15 protein-coding genes are annotated in these 16,324 nt (G+C 58.1%); 10 read left to right on the top strand and 5 right to left on the bottom strand.

Annotated elements, in window-relative coordinates; translation table 11 throughout:
- Positions 1–47: 47 nt before the first annotated feature.
- The gene (gene epmB, locus CFI10_RS16250; protein WP_206836433.1) at positions 48–1,070 is read right to left on the bottom strand and encodes an EF-P beta-lysylation protein EpmB; all 1,023 of its coding nucleotides are present in this window, start codon (positions 1,068–1,070) and stop codon (positions 48–50) included.
- A 136-nt stretch (positions 1,071–1,206) separates the two neighbouring features.
- Here epmB and efp point away from each other — a divergent pair, with 136 nt between their 5' ends.
- Complete coding sequence (gene efp / locus CFI10_RS16245) at positions 1,207–1,773, top strand: elongation factor P (RefSeq protein ID WP_091826850.1); 567 nt, start codon at positions 1,207–1,209, stop codon at positions 1,771–1,773.
- Positions 1,774–1,942: 169 nt separating this feature from the next.
- Positions 1,943–2,911, top strand: coding sequence for an EF-P lysine aminoacylase EpmA (epmA, locus tag CFI10_RS16240; protein WP_206836431.1), 969 nt, complete (start codon positions 1,943–1,945; stop codon positions 2,909–2,911).
- A 6-nt stretch (positions 2,912–2,917) separates the two neighbouring features.
- Here epmA and CFI10_RS16235 read toward each other — a convergent pair whose 3' ends face one another.
- Positions 2,918–4,075 carry a MalY/PatB family protein gene (locus tag CFI10_RS16235; RefSeq protein WP_206836427.1) on the bottom strand — a complete coding sequence of 386 codons (1,158 nt, stop codon included), beginning with the start codon at positions 4,073–4,075 and terminating at the stop codon, positions 2,918–2,920.
- 171 nt (positions 4,076–4,246) lie between these two features.
- On the opposite strand from CFI10_RS16235, the gene CFI10_RS16230 reads away from it, so the two are divergent.
- Genes CFI10_RS16230 through CFI10_RS16215 form a run of 4 tightly spaced genes read left to right on the top strand, consistent with a single transcriptional unit; the run spans position 4,247 to position 7,757 of the window.
- Entirely contained in the window at positions 4,247–5,788 is a 1,542-nt protein-coding gene (locus CFI10_RS16230) for a 2-isopropylmalate synthase (RefSeq protein WP_206836423.1), read from the top strand.
- Positions 5,789–5,795: 7 nt separating this feature from the next.
- The gene (locus tag CFI10_RS16225; RefSeq protein ID WP_206836420.1) at positions 5,796–6,626 is read left to right on the top strand and encodes a uracil-DNA glycosylase family protein; all 831 of its coding nucleotides are present in this window, start codon (positions 5,796–5,798) and stop codon (positions 6,624–6,626) included.
- Positions 6,619–7,071, top strand: a complete 453-nt coding sequence (gene rimI, locus CFI10_RS16220; protein WP_206836417.1) for a ribosomal protein S18-alanine N-acetyltransferase — start codon at positions 6,619–6,621, stop codon at positions 7,069–7,071. The genes CFI10_RS16225 and rimI overlap by 8 nt, the downstream gene beginning before the upstream one ends.
- A 17-nt stretch (positions 7,072–7,088) precedes the next feature.
- Positions 7,089–7,757 (top strand): energy-coupling factor ABC transporter permease, encoded by a 669-nt coding sequence (locus tag CFI10_RS16215; RefSeq protein WP_091826855.1) that lies wholly within the window; start codon positions 7,089–7,091, stop codon positions 7,755–7,757.
- 11 nt (positions 7,758–7,768) lie between these two features.
- Here CFI10_RS16215 and CFI10_RS16210 read toward each other — a convergent pair whose 3' ends face one another.
- Positions 7,769–8,305, bottom strand: a complete 537-nt coding sequence (locus CFI10_RS16210) for a response regulator transcription factor (protein ID WP_091826856.1) — start codon at positions 8,303–8,305, stop codon at positions 7,769–7,771.
- On the bottom strand, positions 8,302–9,576 hold the full coding sequence (locus CFI10_RS16205; RefSeq protein ID WP_242530026.1) for an ATP-binding protein: 1,275 nt from the start codon (positions 9,574–9,576) through the stop codon (positions 8,302–8,304). The genes CFI10_RS16210 and CFI10_RS16205 overlap by 4 nt, the downstream gene beginning before the upstream one ends.
- 195 nt (positions 9,577–9,771) lie before the next feature.
- On the opposite strand from CFI10_RS16205, the gene CFI10_RS16200 reads away from it, so the two are divergent.
- The 3 genes from CFI10_RS16200 to CFI10_RS16190 are packed head-to-tail and all read left to right on the top strand — an operon-like array spanning position 9,772 to position 14,051.
- Complete coding sequence (locus tag CFI10_RS16200; protein ID WP_206836414.1) at positions 9,772–11,400, top strand: BCCT family transporter; 1,629 nt, start codon at positions 9,772–9,774, stop codon at positions 11,398–11,400.
- A 6-nt stretch (positions 11,401–11,406) separates the two neighbouring features.
- Complete coding sequence (locus tag CFI10_RS16195; RefSeq protein WP_206836410.1) at positions 11,407–13,296, top strand: DUF294 nucleotidyltransferase-like domain-containing protein; 1,890 nt, start codon at positions 11,407–11,409, stop codon at positions 13,294–13,296.
- Complete coding sequence (locus CFI10_RS16190; protein WP_206836408.1) at positions 13,296–14,051, top strand: 3'-5' exonuclease; 756 nt, start codon at positions 13,296–13,298, stop codon at positions 14,049–14,051. The genes CFI10_RS16195 and CFI10_RS16190 overlap by 1 nt, the downstream gene beginning before the upstream one ends.
- Here CFI10_RS16190 and cobA read toward each other — a convergent pair.
- On the bottom strand, positions 13,997–14,854 hold the full coding sequence (cobA, locus tag CFI10_RS16185) for a uroporphyrinogen-III C-methyltransferase (protein WP_206836404.1): 858 nt from the start codon (positions 14,852–14,854) through the stop codon (positions 13,997–13,999). The genes CFI10_RS16190 and cobA overlap by 55 nt on opposite strands.
- A gap of 184 nt (positions 14,855–15,038) precedes the next feature.
- Here cobA and CFI10_RS16180 point away from each other — a divergent pair, with 184 nt between their 5' ends.
- Positions 15,039–16,310 carry a nitrate regulatory protein gene (locus tag CFI10_RS16180; protein ID WP_206836402.1) on the top strand — a complete coding sequence of 424 codons (1,272 nt, stop codon included), beginning with the start codon at positions 15,039–15,041 and terminating at the stop codon, positions 16,308–16,310.
- The last annotated feature ends 14 nt before the right edge of the window (positions 16,311–16,324 follow it).

Below are 16,324 nucleotides of genomic sequence, written 5' to 3'. Positions count from 1 at the left end.
TGGGCAAAAGTGCAGCTTTACATCTGAACATCGGCTGAGCAACGCGTTCAGTCAACCTGCCCTGGCTGTAATGGCAACAGCAGTGTCTTGGATGGACGCCCGGGAATCTCGCGCGCCAGCCGAGGCACGAGGTAACCAGGCAGCTCCGACTGCAATTCCCCTACCAGTCGCTGGGCCTGTCGGTCATCAACGTCAAAATGTGCAGCACCCGCGACCGCGTCCAGTACGAACAGATAATAGGGCAGGACCCCACAGGAGAACAATGTCTCGCTGAGTGTTTTTTGTACAGATTTGTTGTCATTGATATCACGCAGCAGTACCGCCTGATTAAGCAACGTGATGCCGGCCTGCTTCAGGCGCACGCATGCCTTGATCACATCTGCGTCAATCTCCTGAGGATGATTGACGTGTAGTACCAGTACCGGCTGCAGACGTGAGGAGGTCAATGCGCTGATCAAGGTGTCTGTCACTCGCTGCGGGATGACCACCGGAAGGCGAGAGTGGATGCGTACACGCTGAAGATGGGGCACTTCACCCAAATCGCTTAGCATCCGCTGCAGTCGATTGTCCGGTGTGGCAAGCGGGTCGCCACCGGAAAAAATCACTTCACTGACCTGGGTGTGTTGATGCAGGTAGTCCAGCACTGCCTGCCACTGGCGCGGCCCCAGCTGGTTGTCGGCGTAAGGGAAGTGGCGTCGGAAGCAGTAACGACAATTAATGGCACAGGCACCGGACAGGATCAGCAGTACCCGGTCGGTATATTTATGGATCAGACCGCTGGTGTGGTTGGCATCGGCCTCGGCCAGCGGGTCGGTGTTGAAGCCGGGCACCTGTAACAGCTCATCCGCCAGCGGCAAAATCTGACGCAATAACGGATCGTTCGGGTCGCCCTTGCGGATGCGGCTTAGCCACGGACGAGGCACGCGCAGTGCAAACTCGCGGTTGGCAGACAGGGCACCCTCAAGCAGGATTGCGGGCAGTTCCAGCAACTCCAGCAGTTCAGCCGGGTCTTCAATACACTGGCGCAGTTCGGTCTGCCAGTCAGAGGCAGTGGGGTAGAGCAGGTTCATCAAAAGTGCCGGTGCAGGGTGAGCAGGATAAATTGGCCTGCATTCTCCTTTGCAGTAGAATGGCTGTCAATTTATCGGGCTGCCTTTCAGAAGAATGTAGCCTGCTCTGGAATCCAAGACGCGGAACCTTCAATTTATGGCTAATTACTCCAGCAACCAGTTCAAAAACGGCATGAAAGTGATGATCGACGGCGACCCCTGCAGCATGGTCGATGTCGAATTCGTAAAGCCGGGCAAGGGGCAGGCGTTTACTCGCGTGCGTCTGCGTAACCTGCTGACCGGCCGTATCTGGGAGCGTACCTTCAAGTCCAACGAATCGGTTGAAAGTGCTGATGTGATGGATCTGGATATGGAGTACCTCTACAACGATGGCGAAATGTGGCATTTCATGGATCCAAGCTCTTTTGAGCAGTTCGCGGCTGATCAGAATGCGGTTGGCGATGCGGCCAAGTGGCTGAAGGAACAGGACAAGAGCATCATCACGCTGTGGAACAACAACCCGATCAGCGTAACACCACCGAACTTTGTTGAACTGGAAGTGGTTGAGACTGATCCGGGCCTGAAAGGCGACACCGCCCAGGGTGGCTCCAAGCCTGCTACTCTGAGCACCGGCGCCGTGGTACGTGTACCGCTGTTTATCGAACGTGGTGAAGTGCTGCGCATCGATACCCGTACCGGCGAGTACGTCAGCCGCGCCAACTGATTCTGCTGAAGTGGAGCCGGAGGAGGTTTACGGACTGTCTGCGGCCAAGGATGGCCGCAGTCAAGCCTACAGGGATGTATTCATGGCGTGTCCGTAAACCTTCACCGGCATCCGCTCGCTTATGAAATGGCAGCTTCGGCTGCCGTTCTTGTTTTTGAGCAAAATTCCGATGCAAGAGTCATTCTGGCGTCCCAGCGCCCCGATTCACAATCTGCGTGCCCGAGCCAAAGTGCTGGAACGGATTCGTCATTTCTTTGCCGAGCGCAACGTACTGGAAGTTGAAACTCCGGTACTGTCTCATTGTGCGGTCAGTGACCCTTTTATCGACAGTCTTGAGGTCAGTTTCGGCTTTCAGCCGGGAATCGAGGATGAACGGCTTTATTTGCAAACTTCGCCTGAATACGCCATGAAGCGGCTGCTCGCCGCGGGCAGTGGTGATATCTATTCGATGGCCAAAGTGTTTCGTAACGGAGAGTCTGGGCGGCGCCACAACCCCGAGTTCACCATGCTGGAATGGTATCGTCTGGGGTTTGATGATCGCCAGTTGATGGCGGAAGTGGACGCTCTGCTGCGCTCGGTGATACCCGATCTTGAAGTGAGCTATCTAAGCTATGCCCGGCTGTTCGAGTCCGAGCTGGGGCTGGATCCACATACGGCCAGTCTGGAACAGTTGCAGCGGATCTGCCGTGAGCACGTGGATGCGCCTTTCGAGGACGATGATCGCGACACCTGGCTGAACTTGCTGATGTCCCACGTGCTGGAGCCGCGATTGCAGGGTGCCGTGTTTATCCACAGCTATCCGGCCTCCATGGCGGCGCTGGCGCAGGTGCGCGAGGATGAGCAGGGGCGCCGGGTGGCCGCCCGCTTTGAGCTGTTCGTCAACGGCATCGAACTGGCCAACGGCTACCATGAGTTGACCGATGCGGCTGAACAGGCGCGACGCCTGCAGGCTGACCGGCAGCAGCGTGCGGCGCTGGGGCTACCACAGCGACCACTGGAGCTGCGACTGGTACAGGCGCTGGAAACCGGACTGCCGGACTGTGCCGGTGTCGCCCTCGGCGTCGACCGGCTGGTGATGTTGGCGCTGGGCGCCGAAGGGTTGGATCAGGTGGTATCCTTCATGCACGAGCGGGCATAAGCCTGCTCATGCCGGCAGTTCCTTCAACAACGCCCGTCTCATTCTGTCGACAGCCTCTTCCAACAGTGCCCTTGGGCAGCCGAAATTCAGTCGCATAAAACGCTCATCGCCAAAGTCCCGTCCCGGTGACAGGCCAACGCCGGCCTGCTCGAAAAAGTGGGGTGGGTTATCCAGGCTGGCGGCGGAGACATCGATCCAGGCCAGGTAGGTGGCTTCAATTGGATCAAGCCTGAGGCCGGGCAGGGCGTTGATCGCTTCAACCAGATAGTCCCTGTTGCCGCGCAGGTAATCCAGCTGGGCACGGTTCCACTCATCGCCGTCGCGGTAGGCCGCCAGTGCGGCGGTATAGCCAAGCAGGTTGACGTCAGGCACGATCCCTTTGCGTACACGCTGAAAGCGCTGGCGAAGTTCCGGGTTCTGGATGATGGCAAAGGAGCAGCCAAGGCCCGCGATGTTGTAGGTCTTGCTCGGTGCCATCAGGGTGATGGTGCGGGCCGCGATCTCGTCGTTCAGCGACGCGATCGGGGTATGTGTCAGGCCCGGTTGCAGAATCAGGTCGCAGTGGATTTCGTCAGAGCAGATGATCAGGTCGTGGCGGATGATGATTTCGGACAGGGCTTCCAGTTCTTCACGGCGATACAGGGTACCGCCGGGGTTGTGCGGGTTACAGAACAGCAGCAGTCTGGCATCCGGTGTAATGGCAGCTTCGAGTGCGTCCAGATCGATGACGCTGCGCCCATCCTCCTCACGGATCAGTGGTACCTTGATCAGGCTGCGATCGGACAGACGCGGGGCCGACATGAACGGTGGGTAGACCGGTGCCGGAGTGAGTACGGCAGAGCCTGATTCGCCCACCGAGCGGCAGGCAAGGTTAAGGCCGCACACCAATCCAGGCAACCAGACCAGATCGTTGACCTCAATCGACCAGTCATACAGACGCTGCATCCGCTCGATCACCAGTTGATTCAGCTCGGCCGGAGTGCTGGTGTAACCGAACACGCCGTGATCAATGCGTTGATGCAGCGCCTGAATCACGGCTTCCGGCGCCATGAAGTCGGTATCAGCCACCCACATCGGCAGAATTTCCGTGTCGGCATATTTTTCCCACTTCTCGCTGGAGGTGGCGCGGCGGTCAATCAGCTGGTCGAAACGGGTTGGGCTCATCGGTACTCCTTCATCGGGTCTGCGGTCAACGACAATCTGGTGATACAATAATAGCCATAACACAGCCCTGATCCTGTTTTTCACTCGGGTTAATGCCCGATCTTACAATCAGAGCTTCAGTATCTACATGCAGGCGACGGTTGTCAGCCTGTATAGAAGGGAGTAGCCAGCATGAGCAGCAACGATCGCGTCATTATTTTTGATACCACCTTGCGTGACGGTGAGCAGAGTCCCGGTGCCTCCATGACCCGTGATGAAAAGCTGCGCATCGCCAAGCAGATGGAAAAGCTGCGCGTGGATGTGATCGAAGCAGGTTTTGCCATCGCCAGCCCCGGTGACTTCGAGTCGGTGAAATCGATCGCCGATACCATCAAGGAGAGCACCGTCTGCTCTTTGTCCCGTGCGCTGGACGCGGATATCGATCGGGCCGGTGAAGCGCTGAAAAATGCCGCCTCCGGTCGCATTCATACCTTTATTGCGACCTCTCCGATCCATATGCAGTACAAGTTGCAGATGGAGCCGGATCAGGTGGTGGAAAACGCCGTGCGTGCAGTCAAGCGGGCGCGTAATCTGGTCGGTGACGTGGAGTTCTCGCTGGAAGACGCCAGTCGCTCCGAGCTGGACTTCATGTGCCGCATCATTGAGCAGGTGATCGAAGCCGGTGCCCGCACCATCAATATCCCCGATACCGTGGGCTACGCGGTGCCGCACGAATACGGCAACACCATTCGTCAGCTGATCGAGCGTATTCCCAACTCCGACAAGGCGATCTTCTCGGTTCATTGCCACAATGACCTGGGGCTGGCAGTGGCCAACTCGCTGGCAGCCGTCAATGCCGGTGCGCGTCAGGTGGAATGTACCATCAACGGCCTGGGCGAGCGTGCCGGTAATGCTGCGCTGGAAGAGATCGTCATGGCGCTGCGTACTCGCAAGGATACATTCGGTCTGGAAACCCGCATCGACACCACTCAGATTGTGCCGGCGTCGCGTCTGGTCTCCAGCATCACCGGTTTCCCGGTACAGCCCAACAAGGCGATTGTCGGTGCCAATGCCTTTGCCCATGAATCAGGCATTCATCAGGATGGCGTACTCAAGCACCGTGAAACCTATGAAATCATGACGGCAGAAGATGTGGGCTGGAATACCAACCGCATGGTTCTGGGCAAGCTGTCCGGTCGTGCCGCCTTCCGCGCCCGCATGGAAGAGCTGGGCACCGTGTTTGCCACCGACGCCGAGCTGAATACGGCTTTTGCCCGCTTCAAGGAACTGGCGGACAAGAAGAGCGAAATCTTTGATGATGATCTGGTTGCTTTGGTCAGCGATGCCCGTGCCTCTGCCGGTCATGAAAAGTACAAACTGAGCAGTCTGAATGTCACTTCCCAGACCGGTGAAGTGCCGGTGGCTAACTTGGTGGTGTCCGTGGATACGCAGGAACACAGCGCTGAAGCCTCCGGCAGCGGTCCCGTGGATGCGGCTTTCAAGGCGATCGAGCAGGTGGCGGCCTCTGGTGCCAATCTGCAGCTGTACTCGGTCAATGCTATCACCAGCGGCACCGACTCTCAGGGTGAAGTCACCGTGAGGCTGGAAAAGGCTGGTCGCATCGTCAACGGTCTGGGTGCCGATACCGATATCATTATTGCCTCGGCCAAGGCCTATCTGCACGCACTGAATCTGCTGGATGCCAATATCCAGAAAGCTCATCCGCAGGTGTGAGGCCGGTATGACGCTGGCGGCACAAGAACAGAATCGTCACCGCTGGCTGGAGGCACTGGGTGTCGACAGCTGGCTGCCGCGTGGAAATTTGCCCGGTGCAGCCGAGATAGCGCCCTGGGTGGAATCATTTTGCTATCCTGATGATGCTCAGGCCGATGCCTGGCTGGAAGATGTTGCCGAAAGCGTTGAGGAGCAGGCGATCCCTGTTTCTACCCCTGCTCCAAAACCTGTCACTGCACGTGCCAGAATTGACACCGATACCCTGCTGGATCAGCGGCCTGCCGCTGTGCCGAAAGCGACACCGGTTGAGCGACCGGTTCGCACGACGCCAACCTCAACAGTGGTTGAAGCGCCGCGTTTCAAGCTGGCCTTTGTGCTGCGGCAGGATCTGCTGATTGTCGATTCACTGCCGCCGCACCAGCCGCAGGGGTTCAGCCGACATCATCGTGCCCTGCTGACCGGAATCACCACCGCGCTGGGGGCTGAAGCTGATACTGAACTGAGCGATGCCATGATGCTGCCCTGGCCGATGCTGGCCAGCCGCACGCTGGATCAGGGCGCCGAGGAGGCGCGCCGCGCCGTGCAGCACAAGCTCCGGCGTACGCTGGAGTCACATCGCCGTATCACTCAGGTGCTGCTGATGGGAGAGGCCGCTGCCCATTGGATACTTGGTGAAACGGCACAGTTGGATACGCTGCAGGGGCGCAGCTTCAAACTGCCTTCAGGGCTGCCGGTGGTGGTAACCTTGAGTCTGAGTGAACTGCTGCGGCTGCCCGAGCGTAAAGCTGAAGCCTGGTGTGATATTCAGCCGCTGCGCCTGGTCCGTTCAAGTGACTGATCTGCAGCTGCAACAGCTTGAGAAGGCTCAGCTGGATGCGGTGCTCAAGCTTGATGAGATCTGTTTCGAGAGCGAGCCTTTTGCTGCTGTCTGGTGGCAGAAGGCATTGACCAGCGCCGGGGCCAGCAGCTGGATTTTGTCCTGGAAGGACCGACCGGTGGCCTATTGTTTGTTCAGCGAGATAATGGATGAAGCTGAGCTGCTACGTATAGCGGTTGATCCGCAACAACGTGGCAAGGGCTTGGCTACCGACCTGCTGCACAAGGTACAGGATGCACTGATTGAGCGAGGGATAACCCGCTTTTTCCTTGAGGTGCGTGCATCCAACCGTGCTGCACAGGCCCTTTATCATCGTTGTGGTTGGCAACCCTGCGGTCGCCGTAAAAACTACTATCCTCTGGGTGATGCGCTTGAAGACGCGCTGTTGTTCAGCCGGGAACCTTGAAGCGGGAGTGAGCCGAAATGAGTCTGACACAGGGACTGATCAGTGGGGGCTGGCTCTGGGCGGCAAGCCTGGCAGCGCTGCTGGTGCTGTTGCTGGCGCTGAAGACTGCTCCCTGGTCAGTGCTGATGCAGCAGCGCCGGCTGCAGCATCTTCTGTTTGGCGCAACCGTTGTACTGATGCTGATGTGGACCATGCGGGCCGGCATCTCGCCCGGGCTGGGCATTCACTTTCTCGGTATGACCACGCTGACGCTGATGTTTGGCTGGGACCTGGCCATCCTGTCTGGCACGTTGGCATTGTTGGGCATGACCCTGATCGGGCGGGAAAGCTGGGACACGTTGAGTGTCAATGTGCTCTGTTCAGTTGTGTTGCCGGCGCTTGCCAGTATGGCGGTACTGCGCCTGGTTGAAGCAAAACTGCCGCGCAACTTCTTTGTCTATCTGTTTCTGTGTGCCTTCTTTGGTGCCGGTGTGGCAACCGCTGTTGGCGGCATGGCGATGGCACTTCTGCTGTGGGCCGATGGTGTGTATCCCTGGGCCAAAATCTATCTGGAGTATGTGCGCTTTCTGCCGCTTATCATGTTCCCCGAAGGACTGCTGAACGGCATTATCATGACCGGCATGATGGTGTTTCATCCTGACTGGATCCGTACATTCGACGCCCGCCATTACATTGATGAGCAATAGCTCTACCGACGTCAGCGCCGCACCGGATGCTTGGCAAGCTTGCGCTGCAGAGTGCGGCGATGCATCCCCAGTGCCCGTGCCGTGGCTGAGATATTGCCTTCGTGCTCATGCAAAACTTTCTGGATATGTTCCCATTCCAGCCGGTTGACCGACATCGGTGTGTCTGGAATGTCGCTGTTCAGCTCTGAAGCCTCTGCTTCACCTTCAAGTGCCCGCAGGATCTGATCGGCATCAGCCGGCTTGGGCAGGTAGTTATGTGCCCCCGACTTGATTGCTTCGACAGCAGTGGCAATGCTGGCATAGCCGGTCAGCACAAGAATGCGTACCTCTGAATTCAGCTGTTTGAGCTGAGGAATCAGGCACAGGCCGGATGGGCCCTCCATTTTCAGATCCACAGTGGCCAGGTCTGGCGCCTGTTGATGGGCCAGCGCAACGGCTGTTGCTACGTCGCGTGCGACCTGAACCTCGAAGCCTCTCCGGGTCATGGCACGGGCCAGTACACGGGTAAAGGCCGGGTCATCGTCCACAATCAGAAAATGTCGGGTCATACGTCAGCTCCCTTGAATGGCTCGGGTATGATCGGCAGTTCAACTTCAGTCAGGGTGCCCCCGTTCGGGTGGCTGTAAAGGCGCACTTCACCCTGGTGTCGAGCCAGCGTGGAAGAGGTGAGAAACAGGCCAATACCCAGCCCTCGCCCCTTGGTCGTTACAAACGGTTTGCCCAGTTGATCGGCCTGTTCCAGCGGTAGCCCGGGACCCTGGTCATGCACTTGCAGGAGGATACGCTCACTGTCCCAGCTCAGCGCAATCTCGATATCCTCGGGGTGGGCATCGGCCGCATTGTTGAGCAGGTTAAGCAATGCCTGTTGCAGTGTTATAGAAGCGCTCACCCTTGGTGCCGGGCCAGAAGGAAACGGGGGTATGCGGTAGCTGACTTCGGGGCGCATCAGGGTCCATTCTTCAATCACGCGCTCAAGCAGTTCGGTAACGGCGATACGGCCATGGCTGCGTTGCTGTTCTTCCTGCACGCTGCGACTCATCTGCTGCAGCCGTGCCGAGCAGGTGGCCACCTGCTGGCGCAGCAGAGCGATATCATCCTGCAGTAACGCGTCACCAGGATGGTCCAGCTCCATTTCACGCAGGGTAACCTGCATGGTGGACAGCGGGGTACCCAGCTCGTGCGCAGTACCGGCGGCCAGTGTGGCCAGCGCAAGCAGCTGCTGATCACGAATATGTTGTTCACGTTCGGCCTGCAAGCGCTGTTCACCGCGCTGCAGGGTCTGATGCATGCGCACGATAAACCAGCTGATCAGCAGGACGGTAAACAGAAAATTGATCCACATGCCGGTGATGTGAAGGTCATACAAATCGAAAATCCGGTGTTGGTGACCCTGTTCCAACTTCAGTACCGGTATGTAGTGGCGCAGCAGTGAGGTATAGAGCACTACCAGCATGGTGGCCATCAACAGGGTGTATCGAGCGCCAAGGGTGGCGGCACTGACAAGCAACGGAATCAGCAGCATGAAGATGAACGGATTGGTGGCGCCACCGCTCTGGTACAGCAGGCAGCCATAAAGCACGACATCGGCACAGAGCTGGCTGAAGAACTCCAGTTCGGTCACCGGCCAGCGCGAGTGCAGGCGTGCAAACGTCATCACATTCAGCAGTGCCAGAGCTGCAAGAGTGGACCCAAGCAGCCATACATCCAGTGTCAGATGCAGTACAAACAGAGCGAACAGCAGAGCGCCACTCTGGGCAAAAAGCACCAGAGTACGGATATAGGTCAGTTGCAGCAGGTGGTGATGAAATCCGCTCAGCACAGCAGCCCCGGAGGAATTACGCTAAGGTTAATGGGGCAGTATACCTGCCAACGGCACGTATGTGGTCCAGCCTTTGTGCGACAAAGCGTCGCACAAACGGTGACGGCCGGCAGGCTACGACTTGCGAAAGTATAACCCGATCCAACATACTAAAAAGGTAAACGTTTCAAATCTGACCTGAGGGAGACAAACCAAATGGCGGCCAATAAAGACCCCATGATCCCCGATGGTGATGTGAATCCGATCGATACCGACTACCAGATCGGTCAGGATAACATCGTTGTCAACGTAGGCCCTTTCGGCCTGGATATCCACAACCGCGTCTTTGCGATCTCCGGCCTTGCCGTGATCGCGTTCGTACTGCTTACCCTGGTTTTTCAAAGCCAGGTGGAACCGCTGTTCAGCAGCCTTCGTGGCTGGCTGACTACCAATCTGGACTGGTTTTTCATCAGTGCAGCCAACATTTTCGTGATTATCTGTCTGGTGCTGATTTTCACCCCACTTGGCCGGGTACGCCTCGGCGGGACTGAAGCCACACCGGATTACAGCTACGCCGGCTGGTTTTCCATGCTGTTTGCTGCTGGTATGGGTATCGGCTTGATGTTCTTCGGCGTTTCGGAGCCACTGTCCCACTTCAGCTCGGCCTTTGGTGGCATTAGCATCGAGAACGGCGTTCGAACCGACTGGGCGCCACTGGGGGCTGCTGGGGGGGATGCCGAATTGGCTGCGCGCTTGGGCATGGCCGCCACCATCTACCACTGGGCGCTTCACCCTTGGGCAATCTATGCCGTCATGGCACTGGGGCTGGCGTTGTTCTCCTTCAACAAGGGTCTGCCGCTGACAATCCGTTCGGTGTTCTATCCGATTCTGGGTGAGCGAGTCTGGGGTTGGCCGGGACATGTCATTGATATTCTGGCCGTGCTGGCGACCCTGTTCGGCCTGGCTACTTCTCTGGGCTTCGGTGCCTCTCAAGCTGCATCAGGTTTGAACTATCTGTTCGGTATTCCGCTGGGCAACACGACACAGATTGTTCTGGTGATCGGGATCACCGCCATAGCGCTGGTTTCAGTACTGGCCGGTCTGGATGCCGGGGTGAAGCGACTGTCTGAAATAAACATGGTGCTGGCGGTCTTGTTACTGGCGTTCGTGATCATCGTTGGGCCGACGCTGGCCATTGCAACCGGCTTCTTCGATAACCTGATGGCGTATCTGACCTATCTGCCGGAGCTGGCTAACCCCGTTGGGCGTGAGGACAGCAACTTTGCATCTGGCTGGACCGCGTTTTACTGGGCCTGGTGGATCTCTTGGTGTCCGTTTGTAGGCATGTTTATCGCGCGCGTGTCCAGGGGGCGTACCGTACGCGAATTCATCATCTCGGTACTGTTGGTGCCCTCGCTGGCCTGCGTGTTGTGGATGACCGTGTTTGGTACCACCGCCATCGACCAGGTGGTGAATGCGGGCTACGACGCCGTGGCCGACGCGGAGCTGCCGCTGCAGTTGTTCACCATGCTGGACGTATTGCCGCTGGCGCAGATCACCTCGTTCATCGCGATCATTCTGGTGGTGGTGTTCTTTATCACCTCATCCGACTCTGGCTCGCTGGTCATCGACGTAATCGCAGCCGGTGGCAAGGTGGATGCGCCGACGCCACAGCGCGTGTTCTGGTGTACGTTTGAAGGGCTGGTGGCCATTGCGTTGATCCTTGGCGGGGGGCTGGTCGCGCTTCAGGCGATGGCAGTGTCGACCGGTTTGCCGTTTACCATCGTGTTGCTGGTCGCAGCCTTCTCGATGGTGAAAGGGCTAGCCTCCGAGCCGAGGGTTTGATCACCCATGGTTGAGACGCAGCAGGCTGAACATATCGAAATACTCGATTTCCTGCGCCGTACTGCTCCCTTTACGGAGCTGTCCGAGGAAACCCTGGGGCAGGTTGCGGGACAGGTTGAAGTCGCCTATTTCAAGGCGGGTAGCCAGATACTGAACTTTGGTGAAGATATCAGTGACTGGTACATCATCCGCAGCGGTGCCGTTGAGGTGTTCCGACGTAACGGTGATCTTTACAACCGTTTGAGTGAAGGAGGTTTCTTCGGTGAGTTCGGCCTGCTGCGCAACAAGCGGGTGCGATTTCCTGTAGTGGCGCTGGAAGACACGCTGGTGTATCTGATTGCCGAGCCCCTGTTCAACGACCTGTTCGACAATAACGAAGGCTTTGCTGATATTGTTGAGGTGGAAGACCGCACCCGTCTGCGCCAAGCGGTGGCGCGGCGTGAGGATGCCAATGAGTTGATGACATCCAGGGTTGAAACCCTGGTGAGTCGTGAGCCTGTGTGTCTGCCGGTTACGGCCACGGCGCGCGAGGCGGCCATTCGGATGACGGAAGAGGGTGTGTCGTCTCTGCTGATTCTGGATGCGAACGATGATCCCGAGCGTGACAGCCGCATGGCGGGTATTATCACCGACAGGGATATTCGCAATCGTTTGGTCTCTCCGGGACTCGGCTACGATACGCCGGTTACCGAGATCATGACTTCCGAGCTTCGGTACGTTGAGCACTCCCAGTTCGTGTTTGAAGCGATGCTGCTGATGCTGCGTTTCAATGTGCACCATCTTCCGGTTCTGAAACACCGGCAGCCGATCGGGGTGATCGCCCTCTCCGACATCATCCGCTACGAGTCGCAGAACAGCCTGTTTGTGGTCAGCAGCATCTTCCGGGCACAGAGTGTGGAGGAGCTGGTGGCACTGAAGCAGGATGTACGCGCCTGTTTCACCCGCATGGTGAACGAGGACGCCAACTCGCGCATGATCGGCGGTGCCATGGCGGTGATCGGTCGCAGCTTCAAACAGCGTCTGCTGGAGTTGGGCGAGGCCGAACTGGGGCCGCCTCCGGTGCCTTATTGTTTTCTGGCACTGGGTTCCATGGCGCGGGAGGAGCAGCTGATCGTGACTGATCAGGACAATGCCATGATCCTCGATAACCGCTATGATCCGCAACAGCATGAAGCCTACTTCAAGGCGCTGGCGGAGTTTGTCTGTGATGGGCTGGATGCCTGTGGCTACAGTTATTGCAGCGGCAAAATCATGGCCACCAACCCGAAATGGCGTCAGCCGCTGCGGGTATGGGAGCAGTACTTCACTGAGTGGATAGACAAACCGACACCGGAGTTTTTGCTCAACAGTGCCATATTCTTCGATCTGGAGGGTGTGTGGGGCAGGACCCGTTGGGCCGAGATGCTGAATGACCTGATCAGGCGCAAAGCGCAACGTAATCCTCGCTTCCTGGCCTGTATGGCACGCAATGCACTTTTGCGTACGCCACCGCTGGGGTTCTTCAAGGACTTCGTGATGGAGACCGATGGCCGGCACACTAACTCGATTAACATGAAGCGGCGCGGGACGGCACCGGTGGCAGACCTGATTCGCGTGCATGCACTGGCTGTCGGGTCTCGGGCGAGCAACTCTTTCGAGCGTCTGCGTGATGTGATCGATGCGTCGGTGATGCCCCCAGGACGTGGGCCGGACCTGCGCGATGCGCTGGAGTTGATCTCCATGGTACGGATACGGCATCAGGCGCTGGACCTTGAAGCGGGACAGGAACCGGACAATAACGTGGAGCCGGAAAACCTGTCCGACTTCGAGCGCAAGAATCTCAAGGACGCGTTCCAGATTTTGAGCCACGCGCAGAAGTTTCTGAAATATCGTTATCAGCCCGGACGCCCGAACTGATGTTCTATCTGGATCGGAATGCCCTGCAGGAAGAGCCGGCTAAGGATGCCCAAGACCTGCAGGTGAGCGACTGGTCGGCCCGGTTTGCCGAACTGGCTCGGCAGGCACGCTACCCGGCGCTGAAGGACTTTTATCAGGCGGGTGCCGTGATGCCGGATACGCCGCTGAAGGACGTGCCGCTGGTGGCGATCGACTTCGAAACCACTGGGCTGGACCCCCGGAAGGGCGGCATTGTCAGTATCGGGCTGATGCCGATGAGTCTGAGCCGTATTCACTGTGCCGGTGCGCGTCATTGGGTGGTCAAGCCCCGTGCTCGGCTCAGCACTGAGTCGGTGGTGGTTCATGGCATCACCCATTCAGAGATAGCGGCAGCACCTGATCTGTCCCAGATCCTGGATCAGTTGCTGGAACAGTTGCGTGGCAGAGTTGGGGTCGTGCACCATCGCGGCATCGAACGCAGCTTTCTCAATGCGGCCCTGCAGGCACGAATTGGCGAAGGAATCGAGTTTCCGGTGATTGATACCATGGAGCTTGAAGCCCGTCTGCACCGTCGCAGACCTCTGAGCCTCTGGGATCGTCTGCGCGGACGCAGGCCGGTTTCAATCCGCCTGGCTCAGAGCCGCGAGCGCTATCATCTGCCTCACTATCGCCCTCATCATGCTCTGACCGACGCGCTGGCCTGTGCCGAGCTGCTGCAGGCTCAGGTTGCGGACCGGTTTTCGGTCGATACCCCAGTGGGGGAACTGTGGTGTTGACTGACCACTGATCCAATATAAATCAACGTCGGTGACTGTAATCGGTGCTGTTGCACCGTTTGTGGCAGATCCGCCAGCGTGCAGGCCAGGGTGCGCTGGTCCTCTCGGGTACCCTTTTCGACCAGCAGCGCAGGCCAGTCCGGAGGCAGACCGGCAGTCTGCAGGCCGTGACTGATGGCAGCGGCCATCGACAGCCCCATGTAAAAAACCAATGTTTCATCCGCCCGCGCCAGATCCTGCCAATTGATTTCACTGTCATCACAGGAATGGGCCGTGATCAGCCTCAGTCGTGCAGATTGTCCTCGCTCGGTCAGCGGAAATCCGCAACTGGCGGCACAGCCGGCTGCAGCGCTGATGCCGGGTACAATACTGAACGGAATATCGGCGGCCCTCAGTGCATTCAACTCTTCTCCCAATCGACCAAATATCAGCGGGTCGCCTCCCTTGAGCCTTACCACTCGGTGCCCTTGCCGAGCCAGCTTGACCAGCAGCTCACAAATTTCGCGTTGAGAGTGTGAATGTCGCCCCTTCAGCTTGCCGACATATATGCGCTGCACATGCAGCGGTATCTGCGCCATCAGCTCAGGGCTGACCAGTGCGTCATACAGCAGCACCTCGGACTGCTCAATCAGACGCCAGCCCTTGCGAGTGATCAGCTCCGGATCTCCGGGGCCGGCACCCACCAGATCCACGCGCCCGGGGGAAGTGTTGTCGATGCGGGTTAAACGGCTGCCGAACAGTGTCTGTCGGCTCGGTAAGGCTAACCGTATTCCGGCAAATGAACGTGCCAAAAGCGTAAACATGCTCCGTCCCTCATAAAAAAACGCCTGCCCGTGACCGGTTTGGCGATCACGGAGCAGGCGTCGTTGCCTTGATTCAAATGTTAAGCAGAAATAGACAAGCAAAACCGGTGCCAGTCACAAGAGCTGGAACGTAAATTGCTTGTGCAGACGGTATCTCTGCAACTTCTACGCTGTGAGGCCGCCGATGCAAGCCCCAAGTTCACCGTTGACCCACCGCTTTCTGCTGGCTGCCCGTGAGGCCGAGATTGAGGCACTGAGGCAATTGGCCGTGGGATGCCAACAAGCGATTCTGACCGGACGGTTAATCCATGAGCTGCAGCGTGAACGCGGTATTTCAAATGTTTTTCTGGCCTCCGGCGGCGAGTGCTTTGCCCGTCAACACCCGGAGCAGGTCGCGCGTAGCCGTGTGGCCGAGCAGGCCTTTCGCCAGGGGGTTGCAGACCTGGTGCCCGGCACAGGCAGTGCACCGGCGGGAATGCGCCTGTGCAACTGCATCGCGGCGGTACTGCTGCAGCTGGAAGAGCTGGATCTGCTGCGTGCTCAGGTGCAGCAGCAACAACTGGAGGCTGCAACGCTCACCTGTTGGCTCAGTGAGCTGATTGCCCGTTTGCTGGCGGTCATTTTTGAACTGGCGGACAGCTGTGGCGATCCGGAATTGACGCGGGCTCTGGTCGCGACATTCAACTTCATACAGGGCAAGGAGTACGCGGGGCAGGAGCGTGCCTGGGGAGCAATCGGCTTCGCGGCAGGTCGGTTCGAGGCCGAGCAGCTGGAGCGGTTGATAAACCTGCAGGATGCCCAGCAACGCAGTTTTGATACCTTCACCTGTTATGCAGAGGCAGAGCCGCTGGCACTCTGGCACGAGCTGCAGGCGATGCCGGAGCAAGCCGAGCTGTTACGCCTGCGGGGCATGTTCAGCCGGCTGCAGCCTAAAGACGAAGTACCGATGCCATTGAGTGAGCTTTGGTATGAGCTGGCCACCTGCCGCATTGATCGCATGCAACAGCTTGAAGCCCATCTGGAGCAGCGCCTGCTGCAAAAGAGCCGTGACAAGACCGCAGCGGCTGAAGCGGAGCTGAGGCATCACCGGCAACAGCTTAACACCCTGATTGAAGCCGCTGCGCAGCGTACGGCTCCGGTCAACCTGACACCCATGGCTGAGCTGCTGCGCAGTCCCGGACATGAAGGCGGGGGGTTGAACGATACGGTATATGACCTGTTACTGACTCAGGCGCGTCATCTGGAACAGGTTCAGAAAGAGCTGGAGCTAGCGCGTTCGGCTCTGGATGAACGCAAGCAGATAGAGCGGGCGAAGGGATTGCTGATGCAGTTTCACGGCCTCAGTGAAGAGCAGGCCTATCGTCAGATGCGGCAACAGGCGATGCAGGCCAACATCCGGCTGGCCGATCTGGCGGCTCGTCTGATAGCCGCCTGTGACGGGCTGGGACAATCGTAATCATGTTTTTCCGT

This window comes from Marinobacterium iners, from assembly GCF_017310015.1.
Classification (GTDB): domain Bacteria; phylum Pseudomonadota; class Gammaproteobacteria; order Pseudomonadales; family Balneatricaceae; genus Marinobacterium; species Marinobacterium iners.
The sequence above is the reverse complement of the archived record's forward strand: the minus strand, read 5'-3'. Positions and strand labels throughout refer to the sequence as shown.